Source organism: Cellulosimicrobium cellulans (assembly GCF_001722485.1).
Taxonomy (GTDB): domain Bacteria; phylum Actinomycetota; class Actinomycetes; order Actinomycetales; family Cellulomonadaceae; genus Cellulosimicrobium; species Cellulosimicrobium cellulans_A.
In genome coordinates this window covers 1-11,597 of the sequence record NZ_LWGL01000105.1, presented here as the reverse complement: position 1 = coordinate 11,597, position 11,597 = coordinate 1, and the positions used below count along the sequence as shown (strand labels likewise).

The 11,597-nt window shown below is 74.8% G+C and carries 9 protein-coding genes and 2 pseudogenes; 3 read left to right on the top strand and 8 right to left on the bottom strand.

Annotation, left to right across the window (positions count from 1 at the left end):
- Window positions 1-1,086: pseudogene (locus JZ5iCDA_RS11865) on the bottom strand (hypothetical protein); the annotation flags it as partial.
- Window positions 1,087-1,386: 300 nt separating this feature from the next.
- On the opposite strand from JZ5iCDA_RS11865, the gene groL reads away from it, so the two are divergent.
- A complete protein-coding gene (gene groL, locus JZ5iCDA_RS11860) occupies window positions 1,387-3,012 on the top strand; it encodes a chaperonin GroEL (protein WP_069387363.1) in 1,626 nt (541 codons plus the stop codon).
- Between the two features lie 97 nt (window positions 3,013-3,109).
- Here groL and JZ5iCDA_RS11855 read toward each other — a convergent pair whose 3' ends face one another.
- The 4 genes from JZ5iCDA_RS11855 to JZ5iCDA_RS11840 all read right to left on the bottom strand — a co-directional run bounded on the left by JZ5iCDA_RS11855 (window position 3,110) and on the right by JZ5iCDA_RS11840 (window position 6,878).
- A complete protein-coding gene (locus JZ5iCDA_RS11855) occupies window positions 3,110-3,403 on the bottom strand; it encodes a WXG100 family type VII secretion target (RefSeq protein WP_069387362.1) in 294 nt (97 codons plus the stop codon).
- Between the two features lie 130 nt (window positions 3,404-3,533).
- The gene (locus JZ5iCDA_RS11850; RefSeq protein ID WP_069387361.1) at window positions 3,534-4,265 is read right to left on the bottom strand and encodes an HD domain-containing protein; all 732 of its coding nucleotides are present in this window, start codon (window positions 4,263-4,265) and stop codon (window positions 3,534-3,536) included.
- A 160-nt stretch (window positions 4,266-4,425) separates the two neighbouring features.
- The gene (locus JZ5iCDA_RS11845) at window positions 4,426-6,132 is read right to left on the bottom strand and encodes a sensor histidine kinase (RefSeq protein WP_083259951.1); all 1,707 of its coding nucleotides are present in this window, start codon (window positions 6,130-6,132) and stop codon (window positions 4,426-4,428) included.
- Entirely contained in the window at window positions 6,129-6,878 is a 750-nt protein-coding gene (locus JZ5iCDA_RS11840) for a response regulator transcription factor (RefSeq protein WP_069387360.1), read from the bottom strand. The genes JZ5iCDA_RS11845 and JZ5iCDA_RS11840 overlap by 4 nt, the downstream gene beginning before the upstream one ends.
- A gap of 94 nt (window positions 6,879-6,972) precedes the next feature.
- On the opposite strand from JZ5iCDA_RS11840, the gene JZ5iCDA_RS11835 reads away from it, so the two are divergent.
- Window positions 6,973-8,220, top strand: a complete 1,248-nt coding sequence (locus JZ5iCDA_RS11835) for a winged helix DNA-binding domain-containing protein (protein ID WP_069387359.1) — start codon at window positions 6,973-6,975, stop codon at window positions 8,218-8,220.
- A 24-nt stretch (window positions 8,221-8,244) separates the two neighbouring features.
- On the opposite strand, the gene JZ5iCDA_RS11830 is transcribed toward JZ5iCDA_RS11835, so the two are convergent.
- Complete coding sequence (locus tag JZ5iCDA_RS11830; protein WP_069387358.1) at window positions 8,245-8,835, bottom strand: NYN domain-containing protein; 591 nt, start codon at window positions 8,833-8,835, stop codon at window positions 8,245-8,247.
- 114 nt (window positions 8,836-8,949) lie between these two features.
- Between JZ5iCDA_RS11830 and JZ5iCDA_RS11825 the strand changes: the two genes are divergently transcribed.
- Window positions 8,950-9,708, top strand: coding sequence for a type 1 glutamine amidotransferase (locus tag JZ5iCDA_RS11825; RefSeq protein WP_253182061.1), 759 nt, complete (start codon window positions 8,950-8,952; stop codon window positions 9,706-9,708).
- A gap of 449 nt (window positions 9,709-10,157) precedes the next feature.
- Here the strand turns inward: JZ5iCDA_RS11825 and JZ5iCDA_RS11820 are convergent, their stop codons facing one another.
- Together JZ5iCDA_RS11820 and JZ5iCDA_RS11815 are read right to left on the bottom strand one after the other, a co-directional pair.
- On the bottom strand, window positions 10,158-10,955 hold the full coding sequence (locus tag JZ5iCDA_RS11820) for a PspA/IM30 family protein (RefSeq protein WP_069387357.1): 798 nt from the start codon (window positions 10,953-10,955) through the stop codon (window positions 10,158-10,160).
- Window positions 10,956-11,029: 74 nt separating this feature from the next.
- Window positions 11,030-11,597 (bottom strand): annotated as a pseudogene (locus JZ5iCDA_RS11815) (TPM domain-containing protein); the annotation flags it as partial.

Sequence of the window (11,597 nt, the reverse complement as noted above, 5' to 3'; positions counted from 1 at the left end):
CCGGGCCGCGGCGCGCTCCCGGGCGCGGGTCTCGGCGAGGTGCACGGCGCCGTCGGCGTCCTCCGCGTCTTCCGCGCCTGCGGGAGCCCCGCCGCCCTCGCGGGCGACCGCCGGGACGACGACCCGGCTCTCGGCCCGGCCGCTCGCGCCGGCGAGCCGGTAGAAGTCGGCGGCGGCCTCGAGCCCGGCGAGCAGGGGGCCGGCGGTCCCGAGGGTCAGGGACGTCGGCTCCACCTCCCAGTAGTCGCTCGAGGGCGGCGGCAGGGGGTCGTCGCCCTCGACGAGGGTCAGCGCGTGATCCGTCGCCGCGTCGACGAGCGGCCGCAGCCGCGTCGCGACGTCCGCGCGGTCGTCCGTCGGGGTCTCGGTCAGGACGACGTCCGCCGCCCACAGGACCCAGCCCGTGCCGTCCGACTGCAGCCCGCGGTCGTCGGGCACCCCGGACCCGTCGGGCAGGTACCGCGCGTGGAAGGCCCCGTCGTCCTCCTGGACCTGGGCGAGGAACTCCAGGACGTCGAGCGCGTCGTCGACGTGGCCGGTGCGCGCGAACGCCGCGGCGGCGAACGACGCATCGCGCGGCCACACGTAGCGCCACTTCGGCGAGGGCGCGGCGAGCGACGCCCCGTTGTCGAGCACGAGCGAGCGCAGGTCGAGCAGGGCCGCCTCGCCGAGATCCTCGAACCGCCCGCCCGCCCCGGGGGCGACGCCCGACGCGAGCCACGCGCGGGACGACGCGGCGGCGTCCTGCGCGGCCGCGTGGTCGAGGAGCAGCGCGGCGTCGATCGGGGCGCCGCCCACCTGGGCGAGCCGGTCGGCCTCGCCGTCGGCGGGGTCGACGCCCTCCGCGAGCAGCGCCGGGTCCAGGCTCGCCGGGTCGAGGACGCGGCTGCCGTCGAGGTACGTCGCGGCCGCGCCGGGCGGCAGGCGCAGGAGCGCGTGACCGGTGACGGCGACACCGTCCTGGTAGAGGTCGATGTGCTCGCCGGTCGGGGTGGCGGCGGCGGTCGCCGCCGTGAGGCCGAGGGCGGGGACCAGCACGAACGTGCCCAGGGCCCCGAGGCGCCACGTCGTTGTTGCGCGGATCACACCGCGCATCCTAGGGGAGCGGCGTCGGGACCCTGGCAGGGCGGTTCGCCGAGGGCGATACGGCCGCGGGGCAGATGCCTTGCACTCGCCGGGCGCGAGTGCCAATAATGGCGTTAGCACTCTCCGAGTGAGAGTGACAGAAGTGACCAGCGCAGGCGGCCGTCCACGACGGCCGCGGCGCACAACACCAGGTCGACAGGTGAGGCCCGTCCGGTGGCGTGACATGAACGCCGCCCGTGCGGGCCGTCCGTCGCGGGCGCCGGCCGACCGCCACACGCCACCAGCGGAGGATCATTCCCCATGGCCAAGATCATCGCGTTCGACGAGGAGGCTCGTCGGAGCATGGAGCGCGGGCTGAACCAGCTCGCCGACACCGTCAAGGTCACGCTCGGCCCCAAGGGCCGCAACGTCGTGCTCGACAAGAAGTGGGGCGCGCCGACCATCACGAACGACGGCGTCTCCATCGCCAAGGAGATCGAGCTCGAGGACCCGTACGAGAAGATCGGTGCGGAGCTCGTCAAGGAGGTCGCCAAGAAGACCGACGACGTCGCGGGTGACGGCACCACCACCGCCACCGTGCTGGCCCAGGCGCTCGTGCGCGAGGGTCTGCGCGTCGTCGCCGCCGGCGCCAACCCGATCGCCGTCAAGCGCGGCATCGAGAAGGCCGTCGACGCCGTGACCGAGCAGCTCCTCAACGCTGCGGTCGACGTCGAGACCAAGGAGCAGATCGCCGCCACCGCCGCGATCTCCGCCGGTGACGCCGCGATCGGCGAGCTCATCGCCGAGGCCCTCGACAAGGTCGGCAAGGAGGGCGTGATCACGGTCGAGGAGTCGAACACCTTCGGCCTCGAGCTCGAGCTCACCGAGGGCATGCGCTTCGACAAGGGCTTCCTCGCGCGCTACTTCGAGACGGACCCGGAGCGCCAGGAGGCCGTGCTCGAGGACCCGTACGTCCTCATCGTCGAGTCCAAGATCTCGAACGTGAAGGACCTCCTCCCGGTCCTCGACCAGGTCATGAAGGCCGGCCGCTCGCTCCTCATCATCGCCGAGGACGTCGAGGGCGAGGCGCTCGCGACGCTGGTGCTCAACAAGATCCGTGGCACGTTCAAGTCCGTCGCCGTCAAGGCCCCGGGCTTCGGCGACCGCCGCAAGGCCATGCTGCAGGACATCGCGATCCTCACGGGCGGCCAGGTCATCACCGAGACGGTGGGCCTCAAGCTCGAGAACGCGACGCTCGACCTGCTCGGCCAGGCGCGCAAGGTCGTCGTCACCAAGGACGAGACCACGATCGTCGAGGGCGCGGGCGACGCCGACCTCATCGCGGGTCGCGTGAACCAGATCCGTGGCGAGATCGAGAAGTCGGACTCCGACTACGACCGCGAGAAGCTCCAGGAGCGCCTCGCGAAGCTCGCCGGCGGCGTGGCGGTCATCAAGGCCGGTGCGGCGACCGAGGTGGAGCTCAAGGAGCGCAAGCACCGCATCGAGGACGCGGTGCGCAACGCGAAGGCCGCCGTCGAGGAGGGCATCGTCGCCGGTGGTGGCGTCGCGCTCATCCAGGCCGGTGCCGCGGCGTTCGAGAAGCTCGAGCTCGACGGCGACGAGGCGACCGGTGCGCAGATCGTCAACGCGGCGATCTCGGCCCCGCTCAAGCAGATCGCGATCAACGCGGGCCTCGAGGGCGGCGTCGTGGCGGAGAAGGTCAAGGGCCTCCCCGCCGGCCAGGGCCTCAACGCCGCGACCGGTGAGTACGAGGACCTCCTCGCCGCCGGCGTGAACGACCCGGTCAAGGTCACGCGCTCCGCGCTGCAGAACGCCGCCTCCATCGCGGCGCTCTTCCTCACGACCGAGGCCGTCGTCGCCGACAAGCCGGAGAAGGCCCCGGCCGCTCCGGGTGCCGACGGCGGCATGGGCGGCATGGACTTCTGACGAGTCCGCCGCTGACAGGCCCTCGGGCCTGACGCGCAGCAGCACGAAGGCCGCCGGCCGGGTCCTCCCGGTCGGCGGCCTTCGTCGTGCGGCGAGGTCAGCGGGCGACGAACAGGCGCGACGCCTGCGCCTCGGCGTCGGCGTAGGTCTGCGCGGCGGAGTTGAGGGCCGCCGTGATGGCGTCGAGCGCCGCCTCGACCTGGGTCTGCGTGCCCTGCCACTGCGTCATGACGCCCGTGAAGGCCGTCGCGGCCCCGCCGCGCCACGACGCCTGGAGGTCGGTCAGGTGCCGCATCATCGCCGCGACCTCCGCGCGGATCGCGGTCACCGACCCGTTCACCGCCGTGCTCGCCTGCGCGACGCGCGCGCTGTCGACCTCGTACCTGCTCATCTCGTCCTCCGTCGTTCCCGGCGGACCGCGCCGGCCCGCACCACCCCGGACCGGTCGCCGGGCATGACGGGGACGCTAGCGACGTGAGCGGGGCCCCGACCGCGAGGACGGTGCTCCTGTGGACGGAGCGTCAGACGGACCGGGCTGTGGACGCCGAGGCGGCCTGTGCCAGCTTGCTCTGCTGCTTGCGCAGGCGCTGCAGCTCCGCGTCCAGGTTCTGCCGTGCGGGCTCCTCCCACGCCGCGCCGAGCGGGCTCGAGAACAGCGACGGGCGGTCGAGCAGCTTGGTGAGGATCGCGATGCGGGCGCGCACGTAGTCCTCGGCGGGGATGTGCGCGTACTCGTCGCGCACGTCCCGCAGGTACTCCTTGTAGCGCTGCGGCTCGGCCGCGAGCATCGCGAGGTCGGCGTCGCACAGCACCGCGCAGTCGAAGTCCGCCGGGTCGGGCGCGTGGCGCACGAGCGCGTTGACGAGGTGGGCGACGCGGCGGGCGGCGTCGTCCGGCACCCCGAGCCCGGTCAGCTCGGCGAGCGCGAGCGCGGCGCTCGCCGACTCGTCCTCCCCGCCCTTGCGCGCGTACGTCGCCCTGCCCTTGGCGTCGAAGATCGCGCCGTGGTACCAGGCGGCGAGCCGCACGAGGTCGGGGTCGTGGGTCTCCCGCGACAGCTCGTCGACGCGACCGAGCACGTCGGCGAGGTGCCGCAGGTTGTGGAAGTGACGGTCTGGCGCGTCCCAGCGGTCGAGGAGACGCTGCCCGACGGCGCGGATCTCGTCGTCCGGCGCGGTCGCGCCGGCGCCTCGGGCGCTGCGGACGAACGAGGAGAGGAACCACTGCGGTGCGTCGACACTGGTGACGCCCATGAACTCAGCCTTCTTCGACGACGTGGCACGTGCCGGGCCGCCGGCGGGAGTGCCTGCGGCGGGCCCGCGTCGCCCGCGGGCCTGCCACCAGCCTAGGCCGGTCCACCGACGACGACCCGCCATGCTAGCCGCCCCGCCGTCACGACGGGTCACGGGCCGGTCACGATGCGAGCGGCAGCTCCACGCGCACGGTCAGGCCGCCGCCGTCGGTCCGGCGCACCGCGACGTGCCCGCGGTGGGCGGCGACGATCGCCGCGACGATCGCGAGACCCAGCCCGGAGCCGCCCGACGCGCGGTTGCGCGAGGAGTCGGCCCGGTAGAACCGCTCGAACACCCGGCTCTCCTGCCCCTCGGGGACGCCCGGACCGTGGTCGCGGACCTCGAGGACGGCGGTGCCGCGCTCCGGTGCACCGCCCGCCGGACCGGGCCCATGGCCGTCGGGCCGGGGCGGCGCGGCGATCGTCCCGAGCGCGATCTGCGCGGACGTGCCCGCGGGCGTGTGCCGCGCGACGTTCCCGATGAGGTTGGCGAGCACCTGCCGCAGCCGGTCCTCGTCGCCGACGACGCGCAGCGCCTCCGGCGCGGCGGCACCGGGCGCGAGACCGACGATCCGGACCTCGCGCGTCGGGTCGAGCGCGTGCAGGTCCTGCGCGGAGTCGCGGGCCAGCGCGGCGAGGTCGACGGGCTCGTGGCGCAGGGGCCGGCCCTCGTCGAGCCGCGCGAGCGCCAGCAGGTCGTTGACGAGCGCGCCCATGCGCGTGGCGGAGTCCTCGATGCGGACCATGGTGTCGTCAACCTTGTCCGTGGTGTCGAGGGCGCCCATGCGGTAGAGCTCGCCGTAGCCGCGGATCGTCGCGAGCGGCGTGCGCAGCTCGTGGCTCGCGTCCGAGACGAAGCGCCGCATCCGCGCCTCCGAGGCCTCCTGCGCCGCGAACGCCTCCTCGATCTGGGACAGCATCGCGTTGAGCGACGCGGCGAGCGAGCCGACCTCCGTCGTCGGCGGAGCGGGACGCACGCGGCGTGCGAGGTCGCCCGCGGCGATCCCCGCCGCCGTCTCCTCGATCTCGCGCAGCGGCCGCAGGGCGCGCTGCACGGCGAGGTACGCGACGGCGCCGCCGAGCAGCGCGATGCCGAGCGCGGAGAGCGCGAGCGCGCGGCCGAGGAACTTGACCGTCTCGTGGATGCCGGTGAGCGGCAGCGCGACGAAGGCTGTGCCGTCCCGCTCGCCGGTGAGCTCCGAGCCGTAGAAGAACGGGACGACCCGCCACTGGGCGGGGTCCGTCCCGCCTTCCGAGGCCACGGTGAACGGCTCGCCGAGGCTCGCCTCCACCTCCGGGTCGGACATCGCGGGGATCTGCGGCGCCCCGTACAGGTTGACCGTCTGCGGCCACCGCAGAGGGATCTCCTCTCCTCCCCGCGGGCGCACGAGCACGAAGTAGTCGGAGGGAAGCTGCGTGGTCTCCCCGAGCCGGTCGTTGAGCGTGACCCGGGCGACTGCTTCCGCAGAGCGTTCGAGCTGGCTGTCGACCTGCCGGACCAGATAGCCCGAGACGACCGTCGACGTGACGAGCGAGGCGATCCCGAGCCCTGCCGCGAGCAGCAGCACGAGGATCGCGACGAGCCGCGCCCGCAGCGGCACGCGCGCGAGCCAGCCCCAGTCACCGGTGGGGACGGGACGGCCGAACGGTCGGGACGCCGTCGGGCGCTGCTCGCCGTGCTCACCGTGCGGGGAAGGCGGTCCGGGGACGCCGGTCGTGCCCGACGCCGCGGGGGCGGCCGGGGCGGCCGCGTCGTCCGGGTGCGCCGGGGTCGGCGGAGGGGGCGCGTCCGGGCGGGCGGCCGTCGTGCGGTCGGGACCCGACGTCATGAGGACCGGGACGTCTCCGCCTGGGGCGGCTGGCGCAGGAGGTAGCCGACGCCGCGCTTGGTGTGGATGAGCGGCGGGAGCGCGACGGGGTCGCCGTCGGGCCCGGGCACCGTGAGGTGGTCGATCTTGCGGCGCAGGTAGGAGATGTAGGACTCGACGATGTTCGCGTCGCCGCCCCAGTCGTACTGCCACACGTGGTCGAGGATCTGCGCCTTGGACAGCACGCGGCCCGCGTTGAGCATGAGGTACCGCAGGAGCTTGAACTCGGTGGGGGACAGGTCGACGTCGATCCCGGCGCGGCGCACCTCGTGGGAGTCCTCGTCCATCTCGAGGTCGGCGAAGCGCAGGACTGCTTCGTCGACAGGCTCGGCGTGGGTGCGGCGCAGCACGGCGCGGATGCGTGCGACGACCTCCTCGAGGCTGAACGGCTTGGTCACGTAGTCGTCGCCCCCGACGGTGAGGCCGGTGATCTTGTCGCGCGTGTCGTCCTTCGCCGTGAGGAACACGACGGGCGTGTGCTGGCCCTTCTCGCGCAGCCGGCGTGTGACGGTGAACCCGTCCATGTCGGGGAGCATGACGTCGAGCACCACGAGGTCGGGGTCGACGTCGCGCACGAGCCTGAGCGCGCTCTGCCCGTCCGCGGCGGCGTGCACCTCGAACCCGGCGAAGCGCAGGGACGTCGCCAGGAGCTCGCGGATGTTCGGCTCGTCGTCGACGACGACGAGGCGTGCCTCGGGAGTGCTCATGGCACCAGTGTGCGCCGCCGCTCTGGGAGCCGCCTGGGAGGCCCCTCCACCCCTGCGCCCCGCGCGCGTGGGCGCGGTGCGGCAGGATGACGGCGTGCGGATCACCGTGGACCAGCGTCGTCGCCTCCTCGTCGCGCGCCAGCTCGCGGTCTCGACGGATCTCCCCGGGACGCCGGCCGCGCGCACCGTCGAGGACGTCGTGGACCGCGTGCTCGCGCTGCACGCGACCGACGCGCCGAGCGTGTACCTGTCGGTGCTCGCGCGGCACCCCGGCCTGACGATCCCCGACGTGCGCGACGCGCTCTACGACCGCCGCACGCTCGTCAAGGTGCTCGCGATGCGCCGCACGATGTTCGTGGTGCGCCGCGAGCTGGTCCCCGTGGTGCACGCCGCGGCGGGCGCGGCCGTCGGGCGGCGCCTCCGGGCGCGCCTGCTCAAGGCGCTCGCGACACTGCCGACCGAGCCGCCGGTCGAGGACGCGGCCGCGTTCCTCGCCGAGGCCGAGCGGCAGGTGCACGCGGCGCTGCTCGAGCACGGCCCGCTCGACGGCGCGAGCCTGTCGCGCGCCGCGCCCGCGCTGCGCACGGCGTTCCTGCCGACGACGAGCAAGTCGTGGGACGTGCGGCGCACCGCGACGAGCCAGCTGCTGTCGATGCTGTCGGCGGAGGGCGCGGTCGTCCGCGGCGAGCCGCGCGGCTCGTGGTCGTCGAACCGGCACGTGTGGTCGCCCGTGGAGAACTGGTTCCCCGACGGCGTCCCGGCTCTCGACGAGCCGACGGCGCGCGCCGACCTCGCCCGGGCGTGGCTCGCGACGTTCGGCCCCGCGACCGAGAAGGACCTGCAGTGGTGGACAGGGTGGAACCTCGGGCACACGCGCGCGGCGCTCGCGGCCGTCGGCGTCCGGGAGGTCGAGCTCGAGGTCGGCGCGCCGGACGGGACGGGGGAGACCGCCGTCGTGCCCGGCGTCGTGCTGCCCGCGACGCTCGACGACGGGTCCCTCGACCTGCCCGCCGGGACGCTGGAGGGCCACGTGGCGCTCCTGCCGTCCCTCGACCCGACGACGATGGGCTGGGCCGCGCGCGACTGGTACCTCGGCCCGCACCGGCCGCAGCTGTTCGACACGATCGGCAACGCGGGCGCGACGGTCTGGTGGGAGGGCCGCATCGTCGGCGCGTGGACCGTGCGTCGCGGCGGCGAGCCCGTCCACCGGCTGCTCGAGGACGTCGGCGCGGACGCCGAGGCCGCGGTCGCGGCGGAGGCGGCGCGCATCGCGGGCCTGCTCGGCGGCGACGGCACGACGGCGTCGTTCCCCACCCCGCTGTACCGCGAGCTGCACGCGTGAGCGCGCGCAGCCCGCGGCGGGCGGTCAGAGGTAGCGCAGCGGGTCGAACTCCTCGAGCGGGATGATGCGCACGCGCGGCAGCACGGCGGTGAAGGCGCCCGCGTGGTCCTCGAGGTCGAAGATCTCCAGGCCGCGCGTCGTCAGCTCCGACAGCCGCACGTTGACGAACTCGCGGAACGCGAGGACGCCGACACGGCGGTCCGCGTCGCCGAGCAGCCCCTCGACCTGCGGCAGGAAGTCGCCGTCGTGGCTCGCGAGCAGCACGTCGCCCGGGCGGTCGCGCAGCGCGTCGAGGGTGCGCTGGATGCCGATGTCGACGACCTTCTCGTGGGCCGAGCCCGCGAGCGGGATCGGCCGGTAGCCCATGGCGAGCAGGGCCTGCACGAACGACATCGGCATCTGGCCGGAGGACGCGTTGAGGAAGAACAGCGGCGTCACGTCCTGGCTCCACGCCTGCCGCGCGAAGTCGACGATCCGGTCCCAGCGCGGGCGCTCCTCGGGCGCCGGGCGGTGGCCGAGGACGTTCATGCCGAGCGTCGCGTCGATGTTCTCCCCGTCGACGACGAGGTAGGTGCGCCGAGGCGCGGGGGCGGCGGCGCTGTGGGGGTCCGACATGCCGCTCAGCCTAGCCGCGGGGCGTGCCAGGACGCCCGGGAACGCGCTGCTCGGGGCCGTCCCTGACGTCGGGGTTTGCACGGGGCGGGGGGCCACTCGGTACGGTCGTCCCTCGTGACACCCATCGACACCACGCCGGGCGCCTCCGGCGACGTGCGGCTGACGGTCGTCCAGAGCTCTCCGGACGTCACGCTCGACACCTACGCCGACCTGCTCGGCGCCGACCTGCGGGTCGTGCGCGCGTTCGACGGCGACCCCCTCCCGGCGCTCGACGAGGTCGGCGACGGGCTCGTCGTCCTCGGCGGCCACATGTCGGCGTACGACGACGCCCGCGCGCCCTGGCTGCCCGCCCTGCGCGAGCTGCTGCTCGCCGCGGCGACGTCCGGCGTCCCGACGCTCGGCATCTGCCTCGGCGCCCAGCTCCTCGCGGTCGCCGGCGGCGGGCGCGTCGAGGTCGCCGCCCCGCCCGGGATCGAGGTCGGCGCGACCCGCCTCTTCTGGCGCCGCGAGGCTGCCGACGACCCCGTGCTCGGTGCGCTCGCCGGCGGCGACGCGCCCGTCGAGCGGGTCGCGAGCGCGCACGGCGACGCCATCGTCGACCTGCCGCCGGCCGCGGTGTGGCTCGCGTCGTCGAACATGTACCCGTACCAGGCGTTCCGCCTCGGCTCGGCCGTCGGCGTCCAGTTCCACCCCGAGGTCTCGTGGGCGGCGCTCGCCGGCTGGTGCGACCGGTACGACGACGTCGACACCGCCGCGGTGCTCGCCGCCTACGACGCCCACGCGGCCGAGATCGCCGACGGCGGCCGCCGCCTCGCCGAGTCGTTCGTCGCCGAGGTCCGCGCCACCGTCGCCCGGGGAGCCGTCTCCGCCTGACGCCTCGCGCGCGGCCCGGCGCCTGCCGGTAGCGACCGTCCGGCGGTCACCTGCGCGAGGGAGGGGCCGGGTCTACCATCCGCCCGCTCGTCCCTCGCGGGCTCCCGCCAGACCCGCCACGACCCGGCCCCTCCCTCGCTCCGGCGCCCGCCTCATCTGGCCTCGGTCCGGTCGCACCGACGACCGTCCTGCCTGAAGTTCGGGCTTGATGCGGCCGCGACCCGTTCCGCCGCAGGTCCGGGCGGGACGCGAGGGCGAGCCGACGACTGAGCGGTGGGGACGACGTCGGATGCGAAGGGCGTCAGAGCCGCGCGCGCGAACCGACGGCCGAACGACCAAGGTGACGGCGCGGCAGCCCGAGCACCGGCGGCGCCACCACCGCGTACCTGGCCGAGGGAGCCGCGGCAGCCCGAGCACCGGCGACGCCCCCACCGCGGACACCACCAGCGTCACCAGCCAGAGGCGGGCGCGTCCTGCGTGCCGGTGCCGATCTCGGGCGTCACCTGGGTGGGGGAGACCTGCGGCGCGGGGGCCGAACCCTGCTTGAGCGCGGCGAGGCGGGCCTCGACCTCGATCTGCTCGCCCGAGGACTCGAGCTCGGCGAACTGCGCGTCGATGCTGGACGCCGCGACCTCGGCCTGGCCCATCGCCATGGCCTCCTCACGGCGCACCATCCCCTCGTAGCGGGACAGCTCGCTCGTCGGGTCGAGCACGTTGATGGAGCTGAGCGCGCCCTGCACGGCCTGCTGCGCCTGCGCGGTCTTCTGCCGAGCGACGAGGGTGTCGCGGCGCGACTTGAGCTGGCCGAGCTTGTCCTTCATGGTCGTGAGGCCGGACTTGAGCTTCTCGACCGTCTCGCGCTGGCTCGCGATGAGCGGCTCGGCCTGGCGCACCTCCTGCTCGGCGGCGATCTGGCGGCCGAGCGCGACCTTGGCGAGGTTGTCGAACTTGTCCGCGCTGGCGGTGTCGCCGGACTGGCGGAACCGGTCGGCCTGGGCCGACGCCGCGGCGGCCTTCTGGCCCCACTCCTGCACGGCGGCGACGTCCTCGTTGTAGTCCTGCTCGGCGAGGCGCAGGTTGCCGATCGTCTGCGCGACGGCCTGCTCGGCCTCGGCGATGTTGTTCGTGTAGTCGCGCACGAGCTGGTCCAGCATCTTCTGCGGGTCCTCCGCGCTGTCGAGGAGCGCGTTGATGTTCGCCCGCGCGAGCTGGGTGATCCGCCCGATGATGCTCTGCTTCTCGGCCATCGTGGTCCTCTCGTGTCGTCGTGCCGTGGCTCGTCTCGGGTGGGCCTGAGCCGCCGTCGTCCGTCCCTGCGGGGCTAGAAGCGGCCCCCGCGTCCTGAGCGGCCGCCGGAGCGCCCGCCCGCGCGACCGCCCGACCGGCCGCCGCCGAAGCCTCCGCCGCCGAACCCGCCCCCGAACCCGCCGCCGAAGGACCCGCCGCCGAACCCGCCGCTGCGGCCTCCGCGGCCCCCGCCGCCGCGCAGGATCGAGTCGAGGAGGATGCCGCCGAGCACCATCCCGCCGATGTCGGCACCGCCGCGCGGGCCGTACCCGCCGCCGTAGGTTCCGCCGTAGGTCGGAGCCTGCTGGGCGTCCCAGCGCGACGCGTCCTGCTGTGCGAGCTGCGCGGCCGCCTGCGCGAGACCGTCGGCCTGCTGGGCACGCTGCAGGGCTGCGACCGGGTCCGTCGGCTGGAGCGCCCGCGCCTCGCCGACCAGGCGGATCGCCTCGGACAGCCGGGTCCGCGCCTCGGGCCCGACGGCGCCGCGCCGCGTCTGGACGAAGTCGCTCGTCGCGCGGACCTGCGACTCGACGCGGCCGAGCGTGTCGCGCAGCAGCGCGTTGGCGCGCGCGGCCTGCTCGGCGCGCTCGCGGAACGGGGCG

Coding starts and splice junctions, on each gene's coding strand:
- JZ5iCDA_RS11850 (WP_069387361.1), bottom strand. CDS start 4,265: ATGGGCGTCACCAGTGTCGACGCACCGCAGTGGTTCCTCTCCTCGTTC.
- JZ5iCDA_RS11845 (WP_083259951.1), bottom strand. CDS start 6,132: ATGACGTCGGGTCCCGACCGCACGACGGCCGCCCGCCCGGACGCGCCC.
- groL (WP_069387363.1), top strand. CDS start 1,387: ATGGCCAAGATCATCGCGTTCGACGAGGAGGCTCGTCGGAGCATGGAG.
- JZ5iCDA_RS11840 (WP_069387360.1), bottom strand. CDS start 6,878: ATGAGCACTCCCGAGGCACGCCTCGTCGTCGTCGACGACGAGCCGAAC.
- JZ5iCDA_RS11830 (WP_069387358.1), bottom strand. CDS start 8,835: ATGTCGGACCCCCACAGCGCCGCCGCCCCCGCGCCTCGGCGCACCTAC.
- JZ5iCDA_RS11820 (WP_069387357.1), bottom strand. CDS start 10,955: ATGGCCGAGAAGCAGAGCATCATCGGGCGGATCACCCAGCTCGCGCGG.
- JZ5iCDA_RS11855 (WP_069387362.1), bottom strand. CDS start 3,403: ATGAGCAGGTACGAGGTCGACAGCGCGCGCGTCGCGCAGGCGAGCACG.